The organism is Gordonia sp. IITR100, from assembly GCF_002009645.1.
Lineage (GTDB): Bacteria > Actinomycetota > Actinomycetes > Mycobacteriales > Mycobacteriaceae > Gordonia > Gordonia hongkongensis.
This window is the reverse complement of sequence record NZ_MVKV01000004.1, coordinates 153,055-172,062: the sequence shown is the minus strand read 5'-3', so window position 1 is coordinate 172,062 and position 19,008 is coordinate 153,055. Positions and strand designations below refer to the sequence as shown.

Annotated in this window: 16 protein-coding genes; 8 read left to right on the top strand and 8 right to left on the bottom strand. The window is 68.7% G+C overall.

Translation table 11 applies throughout. The features are described from left to right. The first annotated feature begins 4 nt into the window (after positions 1-4). Genes B1818_RS09340 through B1818_RS09330 form a run of 3 tightly spaced genes read left to right on the top strand, consistent with a single transcriptional unit; the run spans position 5 to position 4,252 of the window. Positions 5-631 carry a hypothetical protein gene (locus B1818_RS09340; protein ID WP_078112548.1) on the top strand — a complete coding sequence of 209 codons (627 nt, stop codon included), beginning with the start codon at positions 5-7 and terminating at the stop codon, positions 629-631. Beyond that, positions 628-3,171, top strand: a complete 2,544-nt coding sequence (locus tag B1818_RS09335) for a putative PEP-binding protein (protein ID WP_078112547.1) — start codon at positions 628-630, stop codon at positions 3,169-3,171. Before B1818_RS09340 ends, B1818_RS09335 begins: the two co-directional genes overlap by 4 nt. Positions 3,172-3,181: 10 nt before the next feature. Next, positions 3,182-4,252 carry an acyl-CoA dehydrogenase family protein gene (locus B1818_RS09330; RefSeq protein ID WP_078112546.1) on the top strand — a complete coding sequence of 357 codons (1,071 nt, stop codon included), beginning with the start codon at positions 3,182-3,184 and terminating at the stop codon, positions 4,250-4,252. A gap of 572 nt (positions 4,253-4,824) precedes the next feature. Here the strand turns inward: B1818_RS09330 and B1818_RS09325 are convergent. The 6 genes from B1818_RS09325 to B1818_RS09300 are packed head-to-tail and all read right to left on the bottom strand — an operon-like array spanning position 4,825 to position 11,177. Beyond that, positions 4,825-6,087: an acyl-CoA dehydrogenase family protein gene (locus B1818_RS09325; protein WP_078112545.1), complete on the bottom strand. Its 1,263-nt coding sequence runs from the start codon at positions 6,085-6,087 to the stop codon at positions 4,825-4,827. 11 nt (positions 6,088-6,098) lie between these two features. After that, positions 6,099-7,250 carry a thiolase family protein gene (locus B1818_RS09320; RefSeq protein WP_078112544.1) on the bottom strand — a complete coding sequence of 384 codons (1,152 nt, stop codon included), beginning with the start codon at positions 7,248-7,250 and terminating at the stop codon, positions 6,099-6,101. Beyond that, entirely contained in the window at positions 7,247-7,627 is a 381-nt protein-coding gene (locus tag B1818_RS09315) for a Zn-ribbon domain-containing OB-fold protein (protein WP_078112624.1), read from the bottom strand. The genes B1818_RS09320 and B1818_RS09315 overlap by 4 nt, the downstream gene beginning before the upstream one ends. A gap of 11 nt (positions 7,628-7,638) precedes the next feature. Then, a complete protein-coding gene (locus B1818_RS09310) occupies positions 7,639-9,084 on the bottom strand; it encodes a dihydrolipoamide acetyltransferase family protein (RefSeq protein WP_078112543.1) in 1,446 nt (481 codons plus the stop codon). 2 nt (positions 9,085-9,086) lie between these two features. Continuing rightward, a complete protein-coding gene (locus tag B1818_RS09305; protein WP_078112542.1) occupies positions 9,087-10,127 on the bottom strand; it encodes an alpha-ketoacid dehydrogenase subunit beta in 1,041 nt (346 codons plus the stop codon). Positions 10,128-10,145: 18 nt separating this feature from the next. Continuing rightward, entirely contained in the window at positions 10,146-11,177 is a 1,032-nt protein-coding gene (locus B1818_RS09300) for a thiamine pyrophosphate-dependent dehydrogenase E1 component subunit alpha (RefSeq protein WP_269434038.1), read from the bottom strand. A 258-nt stretch (positions 11,178-11,435) separates the two neighbouring features. On the opposite strand from B1818_RS09300, the gene B1818_RS09295 reads away from it, so the two are divergent. The 4 genes from B1818_RS09295 (at position 11,436) to B1818_RS09280 (ending at position 15,211) form a co-directional block, all read left to right on the top strand. Next, positions 11,436-12,992 carry an AMP-binding protein gene (locus tag B1818_RS09295; RefSeq protein ID WP_078112541.1) on the top strand — a complete coding sequence of 519 codons (1,557 nt, stop codon included), beginning with the start codon at positions 11,436-11,438 and terminating at the stop codon, positions 12,990-12,992. 18 nt (positions 12,993-13,010) lie between these two features. Then, the gene (locus B1818_RS09290; RefSeq protein WP_078112540.1) at positions 13,011-13,658 is read left to right on the top strand and encodes a histidine phosphatase family protein; all 648 of its coding nucleotides are present in this window, start codon (positions 13,011-13,013) and stop codon (positions 13,656-13,658) included. After that, a complete protein-coding gene (locus tag B1818_RS09285) occupies positions 13,655-14,323 on the top strand; it encodes a histidine phosphatase family protein (RefSeq protein WP_078112539.1) in 669 nt (222 codons plus the stop codon). The genes B1818_RS09290 and B1818_RS09285 overlap by 4 nt, the downstream gene beginning before the upstream one ends. Positions 14,324-14,413: 90 nt before the next feature. Beyond that, positions 14,414-15,211 (top strand): maleylpyruvate isomerase family mycothiol-dependent enzyme, encoded by a 798-nt coding sequence (locus tag B1818_RS09280; RefSeq protein WP_078112538.1) that lies wholly within the window; start codon positions 14,414-14,416, stop codon positions 15,209-15,211. Between the two features lie 65 nt (positions 15,212-15,276). Here B1818_RS09280 and B1818_RS09275 read toward each other — a convergent pair whose 3' ends face one another. Next, complete coding sequence (locus tag B1818_RS09275) at positions 15,277-16,290, bottom strand: NADP-dependent oxidoreductase (protein WP_078112537.1); 1,014 nt, start codon at positions 16,288-16,290, stop codon at positions 15,277-15,279. After that, a complete protein-coding gene (locus tag B1818_RS09270) occupies positions 16,287-18,029 on the bottom strand; it encodes a PEP-utilizing enzyme (protein WP_078112536.1) in 1,743 nt (580 codons plus the stop codon). The genes B1818_RS09275 and B1818_RS09270 overlap by 4 nt, the downstream gene beginning before the upstream one ends. 159 nt (positions 18,030-18,188) lie before the next feature. Here B1818_RS09270 and B1818_RS09265 point away from each other — a divergent pair, with 159 nt between their 5' ends. Next, the gene (locus B1818_RS09265; protein ID WP_058252850.1) at positions 18,189-18,965 is read left to right on the top strand and encodes an SDR family NAD(P)-dependent oxidoreductase; all 777 of its coding nucleotides are present in this window, start codon (positions 18,189-18,191) and stop codon (positions 18,963-18,965) included. The last annotated feature ends 43 nt before the right edge of the window (positions 18,966-19,008 follow it).

The following is a 19,008-nucleotide window of genomic DNA, read 5'->3' as shown; positions in this document are numbered from 1 at the left end:
CACCATGAACGACCTAGCGATCAACATCTCGGCGCCGACCACCGCAGCAGACGCGCTGGTCGGACTCGTGATCAAGGGCATGTACCGCGGACCGGTCAGCGCGGAGCTGCAGGCGGTCGTCGATGCCGGGCAAGCCGTGGCGAAGGGCCCGATGGTCATGCCGACCCCGGCCGGCATCGCCGAGGCGGGCCGCCTCGTGCGCCTCCCGGAGGGCAGCGAGCAGGAGCAGGCGCTGATGGACTTCCTCCGCGCGTTCCTGCCGGTCAACCGCCGACTGCGCGAACTGTGCACCGCATGGCAGTGCCGTCCCGACGGCTCGGCGAACGATCACTCCGACGCCCAGTACGACGCACGGATCCGCGACCAGCTCGAGGACATCCACACCGATGTCTCCAAGCTCCTGCGTCGGGCGGGCAAGACCACGCCCGAACTCCTCGACCACCGGGACCGGCTCCGCGTCGCCCTGGAGCGTTTCGACGACGGGGACACCGCCTCGCTGACCTCACCGATGACGGACGGGTACCACACCGTGTGGATGTGGCTCCACCAGCACGTTCTGATGCTGCTCGGTCTCACTCGCGCGCAGGACGAGGCCCTCGAAGAGGAGCTCGTCGCGGGCGCCGCGGGATGACCCTCTCCGAGAGTGCGGTCCACACGCTCACCCGGATCGCGGTACCGCACGGCCAGGGTCGCGCGCGAGGTCTCGGCGCGGCCGACCTCGGCGTCCACGGCGTCGAGATGGACAACCTCGTCGGACTCGGCCTTCCTGTCGTACCCGGTCTCACCATCCCCGTCGGCGCCGGTGAAGAGCTCGCCAACCGCGAGACCGCAGGCGTCGCCATCGATCTCCTCGAGAAGCTCGCCGTCCGCGGGATCTGGCCGGCCGTGCGCACCGAGCGCCGGCCCATGCTCATGCATCTGCGGTGCAGCGCACCGGTGCCGGTGTCGGCGCTGCCGCCGGCCATCTCGGTGATCGGCCTGTCCACCCGCAACGTCGATGCCCTCGTCGAGGTCATCGGCCGAGACCGCGACATCTTCGACTCGTGGGCGGAGACGCTGCGCTTCGTCGCCGAACACGCACTCGACGTCGATCCCGACGACCTCGACGACGTCGTCGACGACCACCGCGACAGCCGCGCCCGGGTACCCGCCCTCCTGGAGCTGATCGAGGAGTCGACGGGAGTGGCCTATCCCGCCGATCCGGCCGAACAGCTCGGGCTGGCCGCGCGGGCCATGCTCGCGCGCTGGGCCTCGCCGCGTGGTCAGCGAGCCCGTCGGTCGCTGTCGCTCCCCGAGGATCTCGGCATCGCCCTGCACCTCCGTGCCCTCCGCCTGGGGTCGTGGAACGAATCGGGGTACGGATCGGCGACGAGCCGTGATCTCGAGACCGGCCGTTACGCACCTCATGGCGTCTTCCATCTCGGTGTCCGGCGCACCGACCCCGACCCCGGTCCCGGCGAGCCGCTGGGTTCGATGCCGGGTGGGACCGCCATCCTCGACCAGATCTTCGCGACCCTGGAGCCACACCTCCGCGGGGTCCCTCACGTTGAGTTCGAGGTGCGCGACCGCCAGCTGGCCCTGCTCAGCGCCGGAGCCGTCGAGCACCCCGGACCTCGAGCCGTCACCACCCTGGCCGTCGACCTGGTCAACGACCACGCCATCGGCCGCCGCGAGGCCGTCGCGATGCTCGACCCGGATCTGATGCAGGACCTGTTGCATCCGCAGATCAAACTGACCGGCTCTGAACAGCTGCTGGCGCAGGGACTCCCGGCGTCACCCGGTGCGGCCACCGGAGAGATCGCCCTCAGCGCCGACACCGCGCTGCAGTGGGCGGCCCAGGGCCGCAACGTGATCCTCGTGGCGTCGGAGACCAGTCCCGCAGACGTCCCCGCCTTGCTGGCGGCCACCGCCGTCCTGACCTCCAACGGTGGACTCGCCTCGCACGCCGCCGTCGTCGCGCGCGGCGCCGGGCGTCCGGCGGTCTGTGGCGCCACCTCCCTCCGGATCGACCGGGCCGCAGGCACGGTCACCAACGGCGACCTGACGCTGACCGAGGGCGAGATCGTCTCCCTCAACGGCCGCACCGGCCACGTGTACCGCGGCGCCGTGACGATCCGGCCCGCCGAACCGTCGGCCGAACTGGACCGGTTGCTGGGCTGGGCCGACGACATCCGGCGCCTCGGCGTGCGCGCCAACGCCGACAACGCGGAGGACGCGGCGACCGCGTTTCGCCTCGGGGCGGAGGGAATCGGTCTGTGCCGCACCGAACACCAGTTTCTCGGCGACCAACTGCCACTCGTGCAGCGCCTGGTTCTCGCCGACTCCGAGGCCGAGGAGATCGAGGCCATCGCCGCGCTGACCGCGGCGCAGGAAGCGGACTTCACCGAGCTGTTGCGCGTCGTCGGTGACCGGCCGATCACGGTGCGACTGCTCGACGCCCCCCTGCACGAGTTCCTGCCCGCCGACGGGCAGTATCGCACCGAGGAGGAGGCGCGACGCGCCGCCGACACCCACGAGTCGAATCCGATGCTGGGGTTGCGCGGCGTACGTTTCGCGATGGTCCAGAAGCGGCTCTACCCCGCACAGGCCGAGGCTCTGTTCCGGGCCTGGGTCGCCGTCGCCGCCGAGGGCCTGACTCCGCAACTCGAGGTGATGATCCCGCTCGTGTCGCTGCCCGGAGAGCTGGGCCGAGCCATCGCCCAGGTCCACGAGGCGGCCGCGGCGGTCACCGCCGACACGGGGGTCACGGTGCCCTACAAGGTGGGCAGCATGGTCGAGACACCCCGCGCCGCCCTGCTGGCGGGATCACTCGCCGACGACGCCGACTTCCTGTCCTTCGGCACCAACGACCTGACCCAGCTCACCTATGGCTTCTCGCGCGATGACGTCGAGAAGACGATGCTCACGCATTACCTCGAACACGGGCTGTTGACCGACAGTCCCTTTGCGGTCCTCGATCCCGAGGGTGTCGGTGCCCTGGTCTCGCGGGCCGTACTCCTCGCCCGCAGCACCAAACCCGAGATCAAACTCGGCGTGTGCGGCGAGCACGGTGGCGATCCGTCGTCGATCGAGTTCTTGAACTCGGTCGGGTTGCACTACGTGTCGTGCTCACCGCGCCGCGTGCCGGTCGCCCGCCTGGCGGCCGCGCGGGCGGTGCTCAACGCTGACTGAAAGGTCCTTCATGGCAACCGAACTCGACGACCTGCGATTGGCTGTCCGGGACGCCGTCGATTCGCTGGGCGGGCCGGCGCTGTGCCGCGACCTCGACCCCGACGGGCCGGGATGGGATGCCCGGGCGTGGTCGGTGCTCGCCGAACAGATCGGCGTCGCCGCGATCGGCATCCCCGAAACCCTCGGCGGGCTGGGCGGACTCGCCGAACTCGTCGTCGTCGCGGAGGAACTGGGCGCCGGACTGCTGCCGGTCCCGTTCCTGTCGACGGCGCTGGCCGCCCAGGTGCTGATCCGGTCGGGCGGCGCCGACGACGCTCTCGAGCAGATCGCCGAAGGCGCCCCCGCCGCGCTCCTCGGTCTCGACCGGCATGGCTGGTACGACCCCGACGCCATCCCGTTCGAGATCGAGTCGGGCACTGCCGGTGCAACGGTGAGCGGTGTGGTCGCCTCGGCTCTCGGCGCCGCCCGCGCGCGCTGGTTCGTCGTACCCGCGCACACCCCGGACGGACCCGCGCTGTTCCTCTGCGACGCAACCCATCCGGGGTTGTCGGCCACCCCGTTGCCCACGCTCGACCTGTCCCGCGCGCACGCCGCGGTCACGCTGTCCGAGGTGCCGGTGCGCCGGCTCGATTCCGTCGGCTCGCCGGAGGACGTCATCCTGCCCGCCCTCGACGCCGCATGCATCGTCCTCGCGACAGAACAGGTCGGGGGCGCGCAACGGATTCTCGATCGCACCGTCGACTACGTCAAGGAGCGACGGCAGTTCGATCGCGCGATCGGCAGCTTCCAGGCCGTCAAACACACTCTGGCCGACCTCCTCGTCCTCGTCGAGTCGTCACGGTCCGCGGTGACCCGCGCCGTCGATGCCGACGATCTCGCCGAGGCGTCGTCCCTCGCTCGGGCCTGGTGCAGCGATGCCTATCGGACCGTCAGCGCCGAGGCCCTGCACCTCCACGGCGGCATCGGTTTCACCTGGGAGCACGACTGCCAGCTGTACTTCCGCCGGGCCCGCGCCGACGCACAACTGCTGGGGACCAGCACCTTTCACCGCGAGCGCCTCGCGGTCACCCTGGGTTGGTGAGACAGCGCTCCGGAGCTTGCGGAGGGCGCGCCCTTTCCGCTCCCTGATCCGAAAGAAGCGGTCTTCCGTTGCTCCCCAATCGGAAAGAAGCGGTTTCTCACTGCTCCGCAATCCGAAAGACGCGGTCTCCCACTGCTCCCCAATCCGAAAGACGCGGTCTCCCACTGCTCCCTGAGGTGTGAGGAGCGATAGCGACGAGCCACGAAGGGTTTCGCGACGCATCTCACCAGGACCCTTCGTGACGGCCTCCGCAAGCTCCGGCCTCCTCAGGGAGCATGAGTTCGGACGCCCAGGAGTGTTCTTTCGAAGCCCACGACGTCCGTCAGTCCGCGCGGTTACTGAGGAGCGGCCGGAGCTTGCGGAGGGCGCGCCCCTTACGCTCCCTGAGGAGCGCCCGGAGCTTGCGGAGGGCGCGTCACGAAGGGTCTCGCAGGGCGTCTCACCAGGCCCTTCGTGGCTCGTCGCTTGCGCTCCTCGCACCTCAGGGGGCAATGGTTATGTCGTTCTTTCGGATTAGGGAGCACGGGGTGGCGGCGCGGCCCTACCTCACACCCTCGTGAGCGGGTCCCACCTCACCGGCGGTCGCGCGCGGAGAACGGCCAGTCTTTGTCGACCCGTGGTTCCGGCGGGAGTCCGAGTACGCGTTCGCCGATGATGTTGCGCTGGATTTGATCCGTCCCGCCGGCGAGACGGTAGCCGGGACTGCCCAGCAGGTGCTCGGTCCACGCGAACCGGCTCGGGTCGGTGTCCACCGCGATGTCGTTGCCGAGCAGGTCGGCGGCGATCTCGCCGATTCGGACCAGCACGTCCGACGCCATGAGCTTGCCGACGGATGCGGCCGGGCCGGGCGATCGTCCGGCGGCCGCCGCGCGCGCCACCCGGTCAGCCGTTGCCTTGCGGAGTTCGGCCCGGATGTAGACGTCCGCGAGTTGCTGACGGACGACCGGGTCGTCGGCGACCCCCACCTGCTGCGCGAGCTCGACGAGTTCGGCGACGGAGCCGCCTTTCTTGCGGGTGACCGATCCCGACGCCGTCCGCTCGAATGCCAGTGTCGCACCGGCGATCTTCCAACCCTGGCCGATGTCGCCGAGGCGAGCGGTGTCCGGCACCCGCACGTCGTTGAGGAACACCTCGTTGAACGAGGCCCCGCCGCTCATCTGGCGGATCGGCCGGATCTCCACGCCCGGAGCGTCGAGCGGGATGAGGAAGGCCGTGATGCCCTTGTGCTTGGGCAGGTCGGGATCGGTCCGCGCCAGGAGCATGCCGAGGTCGGCGAAGCGGGCTCCGGACGACCAGACCTTCTGCCCGTCGATGCGCCACCCGTCGCCGTCGCGAACCGCGCGGCAGGACAGCGACGCCAGGTCCGAGCCGGCGCCGGGTTCGCTGAAGAGCTGGCAGGCCAGCAGGTCGGTGCGCAGCAACGGCGTCGCGTAGTCCGCGCGCTGTCGCCCGGTTCCGAACATCGCGACCGCGGGGCCGACCAGTCCGGTTGTGACACTGATCAGTTCGGTTGACGGCGGGACCTCGAACTCGAGTTCGGCGCGGGCCACCTCGGACGCGTACGACGCGGGCAGCCCGCGGCCACCGTGCTCCGGCGCCAGGGTGAGGGCACCGTATCCGGCGTCGAACCGCTGTCGTCGATAGTTCCGCGCCGCATCCAGCAGCTGCCGTTCCTGCTCGTCGGACAGGTTGCGGAACACCGCCAGGTCGGCGGGCCCTCGCGCAGTGGCCGAGCGCGGCGCGGCCACCGTGGCGAGCCAGTCGCGGACCTCCGCGCGGAACGCGTCGAGATCCGATCCGGCCGCGTCGACGGCCGTGTGTGCCGGAGCCGACATCGGCTTCCTCCTCAAACAGTCAGGACGGTGCACGCCGAGAGGCCCGGCGCGCCATAGACGTGTGTGAACCCGACTTCTGGACCGCCCGGCACCTGCCGGCCCTCGGCGCGGCCCTGCAGCTGACGCACGACCTCGTGGACCTGCCGGAGGCCGGAGGCCCCGATCGGTTCACCGTTGGCGAGGCAACCGCCGTCGGTGTTCACCGGCATGCGGCCGTCGAACTCGGTTCCGCCGGAACGGATCAGCTCGTCCTGTTCGCCGTGACCACACAGGCCGGTCTCGGCGAGATGGATGACCTCCGAGCCACTGTCGGTGTCCTGTACCTGCGCGACAGCGACGTCGGCAGGTGCGACGCCGGCCGCGGCGAACGCGGCTGCCGCGGCGTCGATGCTGGGACTGTGCACCGGCCGTGGAGCCAACCACGGCGAGAACACGTCGAACGATCCGAACCGTCGGGTACGCACCTCCGCCGCGGCCAGTCGCACGGGCTGGTCGCAGAGATCGCGAGCACGCTCGCCGGACGCGAGGATCAGGGCGACCCCGCCCTCGCCGGGCGAACAGAACATGAACTGGGTGAGCGGACTGTTGACCGGAGCCGCGGACAGGATCTCCGCCTCGGACAGCGGCTTTCGACGCCACGCCATCGGATGCGCGGCACCGTTGGCGAAGGCACGTTCGGCGACGGCGCCCAGCAAGGATTCGTCGAGACCGTGTTCGGCGAAGTACCGGCGGGTCTTCATCGCGAAATACTGGGTGGTGACCATCATCCCAGACCGGGCGTACCACGGCCCCAGACCGTAGGCCGCCGGGTCGGAACCGAAGGCACCGCGCTCGTGTTTGTCGAAGCCCACGACCGCGACGATGTCGGCGCGACCGGAACGGATCATGTCCGAGGCGGTCGCAAGCGCCACACCACCGGTGGCACAACCGTTCTTGACGGTGACGAACGGGATCCCGGTGAGGCCGAGACGGCTGACCAGCGAATCCGGTTTGCCGGAGACATTGCTGCCGCCGACCGCGGCGTCGACGGACCCCCACCCCAGCCCGGTGTCGGCGAGCGCGGCTCGCAGGGCGTGTTCGCCCATGTCCATGCCGCTGATGTCCCCGTGCCGACCAAAGGCGTGCATCCCCGCGCCGACGACGTACACATCCGCCCGCGTCATGCCGTCACCTTCTCGAACGCGAAGGTGGTGCAGTCGTCGAGTTTCGACAGCCGCAGCTCGACCTCATCACCGATCGCGACGTCGGAGAGCACCCGCGACTCCACCAGCACCGACCCCAGGTCCACATAGGCGACCACGAACGGCTCGAAGCCCGACTCGGGCACTCGAAACGGTGGCTTCGGTGCGAACGCCTGCTCTGTCCAGGTCCACACGGTGCCGCGGCGCGGCAGAGCCACACGTGACACCGCGGTGCCGGCGCAACCGGGGCAGCGGGTGGCGGCGGGAAAGACGACGACATCGCAATCCGCGCAGTCGGAACCCGCCAGCACCGGCGGATCGAGCTGCGCGAACAGCGACTCGTCGACGAGGGGTGTCATGGATCCCACGGTCAGTTCCCGGACAGCAGGGTGAGCGGTCGTCCCAGGATCTGCCCCACCGTCCGCAGGTACTCGGCCGCCGGCGCCCCGTCGACCGCGCGGTGGTCGAACGTCAGGCTGAGCGTGAGCACCTGGGTGCGCACCGGAGTATCTCCGTCCCAACGGAATCCGTCCTTGACGCGGCCCACGCCGAGGATCGCGACATTGCCCGGGTTGATGACCGGGGTGAAGAAATCGACCCCGTACGCCCCGAGCGTGCTGACCGAGAAGGTGGCCCCTTCGAGATCATCGAGTCCGAGCGTGCCGCCGCGCGCCGCGTTCGCCAACTCCCGGGTCCGCTCGGCGATCGCGGTCACCGACAGACGGTCCGCATCACGGACGACCGGAACGACGAGTCCGCCGTCAACGGCCACGGCGAGACCGACGTCGACGCGTTCGGCGAGAACGATCTGGCCGTCGATGATTCCCGCGTTGAGCAACGGGTGCTCACGCAGGGCGAGGGCCGCGGCCCGGACGATGAAGTCGTTGAGACTCGGTGCGCCGCTGCCGGTGTCGGCCGCCTCTGCCTTGAGCGCCGCACGTGTGGCGACCAGTTCGGTGACGTCGACCTCGTAACCGTGGGTGAGCTGCGCCATCGAGTGCAGGCTGTCCATCATGTTCCGGGCGATGGCGCCTCGCATGCCGCGCAGGGGGATCACGTCGCCGGGCCGTGGCCCGTCCGGTGTCCGGGCGGTTCGCGGCGCTGTGGCCGGAGCGCTCGAACGGCCGGCGGCGGACCTGGTTTGGCCCGCAGCGCGCTCGACATCGGATCGGGTGATCCGTCCGCCGATTCCGCTTCCGGTCACGGTCGCGAGATCGACACCGAGGTCGGCGGCGAGCTTGCGCACCACGGGACCGACGAATCCGGCTGTCGCGCCGGGTTCGACGGGAGCGGACGGCTTCTCGGCCGCGGATTCCAGCGGTTGCGGCCGCGCCAGGAAGTCTTCGATGTCCTCGGACACGATCCGACCGCCGGGGCCGGTGCCGGTGAGCGTGTGCAGATCGACGCCGGCCTCCGCCGCGACTCGTCGAGCGTTCGGTGAGGCCTTCAGGCGTCCGCCCGTAGAGCCGACCCCGTTCACCGGCACGGCCGCCGGTGTCGGTGTCGGGGCCGCGGTCGAAGCGGCTGACCCCTGTCCCGCATCACCGTCGGGCGACGCGCCGCCCTCGGGCACGGACTCACCGTCGGCGAGCAGCCATCCGACGACGGCACCGACAGGCAGCACAGCACCCGCCTCCGCCGCGGTGGCCAGCACCCCCTCGCTCTCGGCCTCGACGTCGACGTCGACCTTGTCCGTCTCGACCCGGAACAGGGTGTCGCCCAGGGAGACCCGCTGACCCGGGGTGGCCACCCAGCCGCCGATCACACCTTCCTGCATGGTGAGACCGAGTTTGGGCAGCACGATCTGGAAGGCCACGATCAGTTCCTTTCCAGGAGCCGACGGGCTCCGGCGACGATGCGGTCCGAGTCGGGGACGTAAGACTTCTCGAGCGGGGTGCTGAACGGCACCGGTGTGAAGGGCGCACCGATGCGCAGCACCGGGGCGTCGAGATGATCGAACGCCTCTTCCTGGATCTGGGCGGCGACCTCGGCCCCGATCCCGCCGAAGGTCACGGCCTCGTGGACCACCAGGATTCGGTTGGTCTTCCGGGCGGACTCGACGATCGTGGCGGTGTCGAGGGGCTGCACCGACCGGGGGTCGATGACCTCGGCGGAGATGCCCTTCTCGGCCAGCGCATCCGCGGCCTTGAGCGCCTCGGCCACCATGCGGCCGAACGCCACGATGGTCACGTCGTCACCGGTGCGCGGCACGGCCGCCTCGCCGATGGGGATCTCGTAGATCTCCTCCGGAACCTCACCGCGCGAACCGAGCAGCACTTTGTTGAGCATGAACACGACCGGGTTGTCGTCCCGAACCGCGGACACCAGGAGACCCTTGGCATCCCGCGCATTCGACGGCATGACGACCTTGAGCCCCGGAGTATGCGCGAGCCACGACTCCAGGCTCTGCGAGTGCTGCGCGCCGGCGCTGACGCCCGCACCGTAGGCCACGGCGATGACCATGGGCACCTTGACCTCACCGCCGTACATGAACTTCATCTTCGCCGCCTGGTTCACCACCTGGTCCAGGGCGACGGCGAGGAAGTCCATGAACATGATGTCGACGATCGGCCGCAGACCGCGGGCCGCCGCTCCGACGCCCAGACCGATCAGGCCCATCTCGGCGATGGGCGTGTCGACCATGCGGCGTTCGCCGAACTCGGCGAGCAGGCCGTCGTACATGTGGAAGACGCCACCGTAGGCGGCCACGTCCTCACCGATCACGAAGACGTCGTCGTTCTCGCGCATCACCTGCGCGACGCCCTCATTGAAGGCCTTGACGTAGGTGGTGGACCGCGCTGCCGGGGCCGCGTTGTCTGAGCCGGATTCGGTGGCGATGGATTCTGTTGCAGTGGACATGTTCTCGGCTTCTCCGGGTCAGACGCTGTAGACGTTGAGCGCGATGTCGGCGGGATCGGGATACGGACTGTTCTCGGCGAACGCGACGGATTCGACGATGTCGGCGTCGACCTCGGCCCAGATCTGGGCGAACTCGGCCTCGGTCGCCACGCCTTCGGAGACGGCGCGCGCTTCGAGCAGCTTGATCGCGTCGCGCTCCTTCCAGGCTTCGACCTCCTCCTGGGTCCGGTAGGTCTTGCGCAAACCCTTCACGCCCTGGTGGTCGTAGTAGCGGTAGGTCTTTGCCTCGACCAGCGACGGTCCGCCGCCGTTGCGGGCCCGTTCGACGGCCCGACCGACTGCCGCGCGCACCTCGATGGCGTCCATGCCGTCGCAGATCTCGCTCGGCATCGCGTAGGCGGCGGCGCGGTCGGCGACGTTCTCCAGCTTCATGTGGTTACGCAGCGCGGTGAATTCGGCGTATCCGTTGTTCTCGCAGACGAACACGACCGGCAGTTCGAGGATGCCGGCCAGGTTGGCGGCCTCGTGGAAGGCGCCGATGTTGCTCGCGCCGTCGCCGAAGAACGGGATCGCGACCGAGTCGTCGCCGCGGTACTTGGCCGCGAACGCGGCTCCCACCGCGATCGGGATACCGCCGCCGACAATTCCGTTGGCGCCGAGCATGCCGATCGAGAGGTCGTTGATGTGCATCGACCCGCCACGGCCCTTGCAGTATCCGTCCACACGCCCGAACAGCTCGGCGAACATCTGCCGGAACTGCGCGCCCTTGGCGACGGCGTGACCATGCCCTCGATGGGTCGAGGAGATCTGGTCGTCGTCGCGCAGGTTGCTCATGGCACCGGCGGCGACAGCCTCCTGGCCGACGTAGAGGTGAAGGAAGCCGGGCAGCTTGCCGCCCTCCATCAGCTTTCCCGCCTCGGTCTCGAACTGCCGGATCCGCACCATGCGGCGGTGGAGGTCGAGGACGACATCCCGTGCGGGCATGGGCTCCGGGGGCCGGGTCGGCCGGTCGGTCGCGGCCGCGACGCTGGTCTCGGTGGTGGTCACCATGACACCTCTCTGTGCTGACTGTGCAGGTGGGGCGGCTGATGGAACTGCGCGCAACCGCGGACTTAGTTGATCTCGCCTGCAGTATGTGTCACCACTGTAGACGATTGTTAGTAGAATCACTATCAAGTTAGTCGATCAGATCCGCACGGTGCAGACTGTTACTTGACTTGGTCTCCAGTTAACCCCACGATGATTGCGCAGGACAACATGTTCAGGCCGCGCCCGGAAAGCGGGCCGACGGAGAAGGAGTGGTGATCGATGCTCGACCGGATCCGCGATCGGGCGTCGGCCGATCCCGACGGCCTCGCACTGGCCGACGACATCATCACCCTGACCTGGCGAGACGTTCGCACAACACTCGAACGGCTGACCGGTGCGCTGCGCTCGGTGGCCCCCTCCCCCGATGATCGCGTGGCCATCATCGGAGAGAACCGGGTGGAGACCCTGCTCGCCCACGTCGCCGGCATCGGGGCCGGCGTCGGTACCGTCGCGGTGTCCCGCCAGCTCACGGCACGCGAGATGGCCGACCAGTTCGCCGATGCCGGGTGCGTCGCCGTCATCACCGGGCCGGCCGGCCTCGACGCCGCCGCCGAGGCCGCAGTCGGGCCGCTGACCACGGTGATCACCCACAACGTCGACCGGCCGGTCCGCGTTCCGGAGAACGCCGCGCACCTTGACTGGCAGGACCTGATCGCGACGTCGGCCGACCCCCCGACCGATCTCACCGAACGTCCGGCACGGCCGCCGCTGGTGTACACCTCCGGGACGACCGGCCGGGCGCGCGGCACCGAGGTCCGATGGCTGCCCGGCCGGGCGCCGGATGCGGCCGCGCTCCAGTCCGCGGTGGCCGCGCGGTCGGGCTACCCGACCGGCCCCCATCTGGTCGTCGGGCCGCTGCAGCACAACGGGCCGCTCACCTCCATCCGGCACCTGCTGTCGGGCGAGCCGGTCGTCATCCTCGGCCGCTTCGACGCCGAGCGGGTACTGGAGCTCATCGACACGCACCGCGTCGCCTCGACACTGATGGTCCCGACACATTTCCAGCGTCTTCTCGCACTGCCCGCGGAGACCCGGTCGTCGTACGACATCGGGTCCCTCCGCTATGTGGCACATACCGGTTCGGCGTGCCCGGCCGAGGTGAAGCGCGCGATGATCGACTGGTTCGGACCGGTGTTGATCGAGTCGTACGGCGGGAGCGAGATCGGCACCGTCTGCAAGATCGACTCGCACGAATGGCTCGCCCACCCGAGTTCGGTCGGTCGCGTCGTCGACCCGTTCGAGGTCGTGGTCGTCGGTTCGGACGGGGAGGTCCGGGGGCCGGGCGAGACCGGAATCCTCGGTTTTCGCACACCTGCCGGACGTGAGGTCACCTATCACGGGGACCCGGAGAAGACCGCCAAGGCCTACATCCTCCCCGGCGTCGCGACGCTCGGCGACGTCGGGCATGTCGACGACGACGGCTTCGTCTTCATCACCGACCGGGTGGCCGACATGGTGGTGTCCGGTGGCGTGAACCTGTACCCGGCAGAGAGCGAGCAGGTGCTGCGCGGGCACCCGGACATCGCCGAGGTCGCGGTGATCGGGGTACCGGACGCCGACCTCGGCGAGGCGCTGCTCGCACTCGTCGTGCCGACCGCGGGCACCGAGCCCGACGTCGACGCGATCCGGGCCTTCGCCAGGGAGTCGATGGCGTCGTACAAGTGCCCGAAACACTATGTCGTCGTGGATGATCTGGCGCGCAACGCGATGGGCAAGCTCGACAAGAAGGCGCTGCGGCGTCCGTACTGGGACTCCGACCGGACCATCGCCGGCTGAGCACACCGAGAGGCATACATGATCGAGATCCTGTTCGTCCGGCACGGCCAGCCGGTCTCCGGAATCCGCAACCCGGAACTGGCACCCGCGGGCATCGCCGATGCCCGACGACTGGCGACCTGGTTGCGGCACGACGAGATCGACCTGATCGTCGCGAGCCCGTACTCGCGGGCGCTGCAGACCGCCGAGGTGATCGCCGCGGAACTCGGCCGCGACGTGGATCATGTCCTCGAGGACCTCCGCGAGTGGGACGACGACATCTCGCCGGAGGACTACACCGCGGTCGAGGACATGGCAGCCGACGATCCGAGGCTCCTCGCCGTCAGTTCCGGACGGTACGAGGAGTATGTACCGTCCCTCGATCTGCCCTCCTTCCGGCGACGCGCACGTTCCGCGCTCGAGGAGATCCTCGCGCTCCGGGAGAGTGGACGGATCGTCGCCGTCGCGCACGGCGGGATCATCAACGCCGCGCTGGCAGATGTGCTGGAGATGCCGAAGACGTTCTGGCACAACCCGGCCTACACCAGCGTCGCGCGGGTGCGCCGACTCGACTCCGGGGTCCTCGTCGTCGATTCCGTCAACGACACCGCACATCTGCGCGGCGTGCCGTTCGACTCCGACTCCCGGATCACGGATGCCGAACTCGACGGCGAGCTCGCCCGATGACCGCCATCTCCTCACCGGATGTACCGGGACGCGATGCCACCGAGACCATTCGCCCCGCGACCCTCGACGGCCACGAGACGGTGGCCGCGGCCAGCAAGATCATCCTCGTCCGGCATGGGTTGCCGGGCGGGCCGGCGGGCCCGGATCCCGGCCTGGGACCCGAGGGCGTCGACCAGGCGCGGCGACTCGGCACCTGGTTGCGCGGACTCCCCGTCGTGCAGGTGGTCGCGAGCTCGTACATGCGCGCACACGAGACCGCACGGCATGCCGCCGAACCGCTCGGACTCGACGTCCGGGTCGACGAGCGGTTGCGCGAATGGGACAGCGACCGTGCGGTCTACGCGACCCCGGAGGCCATCGCGGCCACTGAGCGCGGCCGCGCGTTCGCCGAGGGCCGGTACGACGACTTCGTCCCCGACTACGACCGCGACGCCACGGCAGCCCGGATGCGTTCGGCGGTACTCGATGCCGCGGCGGCCGCACCGGGCGAGCTGTCCGTCCTGGTCTCCCACGGAGGCGTCATCAACACTCTCCTCAGCGATATCCTCCGGGCGCCGTCGCCGTTCTTCTTCAACCCGGGCTACACGTCGGTGTCACGCATCGCGGTCACCCTCTCCGGCCGCCTCGTGGTGCAATCGGTCAACGAGACAGCGCATCTCGGCTGATTTCTGGGTTTCTTTATACGAAACCCTGTTACTCTTCCGGTATCGCAGTGATGTGCAACACATCCCGATCAACGATTCCAGGAGAACCTCATGAGCCATGCCGGCGTGGCGGCGAGCCGAACACTTGCCGACGAATATGCATCCCTCATCCGAGGTCTGACCCCCGCCGAGTGGTCGGCACCCAGCCGGTGCGCCGGCTGGTCGGTCAAAGATCTGGTGGCACACACGGGTTCGAACTTCGCCGCGATCGTGAACCCGGCCGAACCCGATCCGTCCGCCCCACCCCCGACGACCGCCGAGGAACTCCAGAACCGTCTCGTCGACGCGCGACGGGACTGGACCCCTACCCGGGTCGCCGACGAGTTCCTGTCCACGGTGGGCCCCGCCATGGACGCACTCGCGGCCATGCAGGACCCCGCCATCGCGTCCGCGCCGATGACGCTCACCGACCTCGGAACCTATGAAACGCATCAGCTCTCGGATGCCTTCGCCTTCGACATGTGGTGCCACATGTACGTCGATCTCCTCGCGCCGGAGGGCCCGGTGACCCGCCCGCTCGACGGTGGCCAGGAGGCTCTGCTCGACGCGGCGATCGGCTGGATGCTCGCCGGGCTGCCGCAGATGTGCCCGACGGTGAACACCGCACTTGACGGACGCACGATCGGCCTGCGCCTCACCGGGCCGGGGGGTGGTGAATGGTCGCTGCGCCCCGGCGAGAAGCTGCTCTCGGTCGACTCCGGTCTCGAGCGCACCGACACCGTGATCACCTCGTCGGCAGCCGATTTCGTCCTCTGGGGAACAACCCGGTCCCCCTGGCGCGACCACGTGAGCATCCACGGCGACGACACCCATGCCGCACGAGTCCTCGACACCCTCGACATCGTCTGAGCGGTCAGCACGACGAGAGAGCCCGGAACGCATCGCGTTCCGGGCTCTCTCGGCATCAGGGTCGGTCAGTTGAGTTCGACGAGCATCTTCCCGACGTTGCCGCCGTCCAGCATCGCCAGGAACGCCTCGACCGCGTTGTCGATGCCGCGATGGATCGTGGACTCGGCCACGAGGTCACCGGCCGCAAGCCAACCGAGGACGCGCTCCTCGAACTCCGCACGGAGATCCTCGTGGTCGCGAACGATGAACCCGGTCAACGTGATCCGCTTGAGGATGGCCTGCATCAGGTGATCGATGGGCGGCCGGTCGTCGCCGACGGCCGAGATCATGCCGCACATGGCAACCCGACCGCTCATCCGAAGACTGTGCAGTGCGGCGATCAGATGATCACCGCCGACGTTGTCGAAGTAGAGGTCGATCCCCTTCGCCACCCGACGCAGACCCTCGGCGATCGGTTCGGCCCGGTAGTCGATCGCCGCGTCGAAACCCAGCCGCTCGGTCAGTAGCGCCGCCTTCGTCGACCCACCGGCACTGCCGATGACGCGACTCGCACCCAGCAGTTTCGCGAATTGCCCTGCCGCACTGCCGACCGCGCCCGCGGCCGCGGACACGAACACCTCATCGCCTTCACGTAACCCACCGGCCCGCAACAGGCCGCAGTAAGCCGTGAACCCCGTTTGCCCCAGGACGCCGAGCCAGTGATGCAGATCCGCTCCACGCGGATCGATCACGGTCGCGGCGTCGACATCGACGACGGCGAGTTCGCGCCAGCCGAGGCGGTGCCGCACACAGGCGCCCGCCGGGATGCGGTCGTTGCCGCGGATCACCACGCCGATCGCCGAACCATCGAGTGGCGCATCCTCGGCGAAGCTGGTGGTGTAGTGCATCTCCGAGGTACCGAGGCGGCCCCGCATGGACGGATCGACACTCATGTACCGGTTCTCGACGAGGATCTGATCACCACGCAGGGGACCGACGTCGGTCTCCCGAACCTCGAAGTTCTCCGGTCTCGGCACACCGTCGTCGGGTCGCTTTCGGAGGAAGACCGCCCGGGTCGTGGTCGCCACGCCGCTGGTCATGAGTTATCCGCCGCGGCCGGCAGTTCGAGGATGGTGACGGTGCCCTTCGACCCGTCGACCTCGACCAGCGTGCCGTCGGGAATCCGGCGGGTCGCGGCGGGAACGCCGGCAGCACAGGGAATACCGAGCTCGCGGCTGACGATCATCGCATGTGACCCCATCGCGCCGACGTCGGTGATGGCGGCGGAGGACACCATGAACAGCGGCGTCCAGGACGGATCGGTCTGGGGCGCCACCAGCACTTCGTCCACCTCGAAACTGTCCAGATCTTCCATCGAGGTGATGGTGCGGGTGCGTCCCCGAACCACACCGGGCGATGCCCCGGACCCCTGCAGGACCTCGCCGGAGGTCACCCCATCCACCTCGACCTGGTCCTTGCGACGCAGACTCGACAGCGGCGGCAGCGGCTCTCGGGTGTCGAGGAAGGTCGGCAGGTCCAGACCGAACAGGCCCTTCCACCCGCGATGCCGTTCGGCGAGGGTGTCGGTGAGGGCGGACGGTTCACTGGCCAGGAGATCCAGCTCTTCGTCGACCGCCATGAAGACGTGGTCGGCAGAAGCCAGGTGTCCCTGTTCGTGGAGCCGTCGACCGAGCTCGGCCAAGGGCACCCGCGCCTCGTGCAAGACCTTGATGCAGTTGGTCTTCGCCCGTTCGCGCCAGGCCGCGAACCGACGTGCCGAGGCAAGCGCGGCGTCGAGCGTCGCCCGGGCCTCCGCGTCGTCGCCGACGATCGCGCGTGCCCGCTCGAGCGCGGCATCGGTGTCTCCCGCATGCTCGGCGAGGCGGGCGGTCGGTGAGGCGGAGTCGTCCTGCAGGCGCAGACGGTCGACGAGCCCGAGCACCAGTTCCGGCTTGGTCTCCCACGATGTCGAACCGAGGTCCCATTCGTTCGGCCCCCGGTAGCCGAACTCGGCGAGGAAGTCGGCGAACGAGGCGTCGAACTTCGGGTCCACCCCGGCCACCCGAGCCGCGAGGCCCTCGATTCCCTGATCGAACGCCGCGGTCAGGCGCTCGTCGGCGCGAACCATCCGTCCCAACTCCCAGAGCGCGAACGACGGCAGAGCCGAATCGACGTCACCCGCCGAACCCACGAGGGTGACGACGAGGTCCTGGTTGTCGGGCCCGAGAAGCTGACCGAGCACCGACGGGCCGACGGCCGCACCGTTGGTCGCCGCCACTTCACCACGCCATGCGGCGCGCTCGAGCGGCATGACCGAACGTGCGCGTGCGACGAGTGCAACCGGGGTCAGACTCGACAGATCGGGGCGTTCCGTGCGCAACTTGTCGGCCAGTTCACGGTCCTCGTCGAGTTCGGGGAAGGTCTCGGTCGACATGATCCAGGCATTCCGAGCGGCCAACCGGGCGCTGGCATCGGCATTCTCGTCATCGGGATGCCCGACGTACTCCGGGATGTTCGGATCGCCACCGTAGAAGAGCTGGTCGACGAGCTCAACCGACAGGCCACCACGTATACCCACGAGCCGCGACATCGACAGATTGATGTACAGGTGTCCGTAGAAGATCCCCGACGATGCCGCCACGTCCGGCTTCTCCACCAGCGAGTAGCTGCCGTGGAAGGCGTAGCCGGCGTTCCACCCGGGCAGGATGTTCTGAATCCACCCGAGGTCGGCGCCCAGTGGTGTGATCGGATCGGACAGCACATCGCTGGCGTTGAGCCGCGTGTAGATGGGCAGACGTGCACTCGGTTCGGTGTCGACCAACCAGCGCTGTTCGGACATGTCGTTCTCGTCTCTCCTGGGACCGCTCGGGATAGGCGGCCATAGTTTCTTTACAGGGTATACACGTGGGCTGTGATGTGTGACACTCTACCTGCAAGACTGTAGGCGTTGGCAAGTAACTCGTCTCGGTCTCTCGTTCAGGAATCAAGGAGACGTTCGATGAAGTTGCAGGACAAAGTAGTTGCCGTCACCGGCGGGACCCAGGGAATCGGCCGCGGGATCGCCGAGGCCGCCCTCGCGGAGGGCGCGAAGGTCGCCCTCAACGGCCGATCCAAGGAGAAGGGCGATAAAGCTCTGGCCGATCTCGGCGTCGGCGACCGGGCCGCGTTCTTCCAGGGCGACGTGACCGTGCAGGCCGATGTCGAGGACTTCATCGAGCAGACGGTGGCGACTTTCGGCCGCATCGACGTCCTGGTGAACAACGCCGGCGGTGCGAACGATCTGCAGCCCACCGCGCAGCTGTCCGACGAGGAGTGGAACCTCGTGCTGAACTGGAACCTGAACTCGAACTTCTGGGCGACGCGGCGCGCACTGCAGCACATGATCCCCAACTCCTACGGGCGGATCATCAACATCTCCTCGGTCGAGGGCAAGCAGGGCAAGCCGGTGTTCACCGCTTACGTCGCCGCCAAGCACGCGATCAACGGGATGACGAAATCCATTGCGCGCGAGGTGGGTACACAGGGAATCACGGTCAACGCGATCTGCCCCGGGCTCGTGATCACCGACATCATCAAGAACAACGGCCCGCAGACGGCGGCGGCGATGGGCATGAGTTTCGACGAGATGGTCGACCTGTTCTCGCAGGAATCGTCCATCAAGCGCCCCAACACCGTCGAAGAGGTCGCCGCAATGGCGATGCTGCTCGCCTCCGATGCGGGCGCCGGCATCACCGGTGCCATCCTCAGTGTCGACGGTGGTACCGCGTCGTACTGATCGAGATCGTTGCTCCCTTATCCGAAAGAGCCATACACCCCTT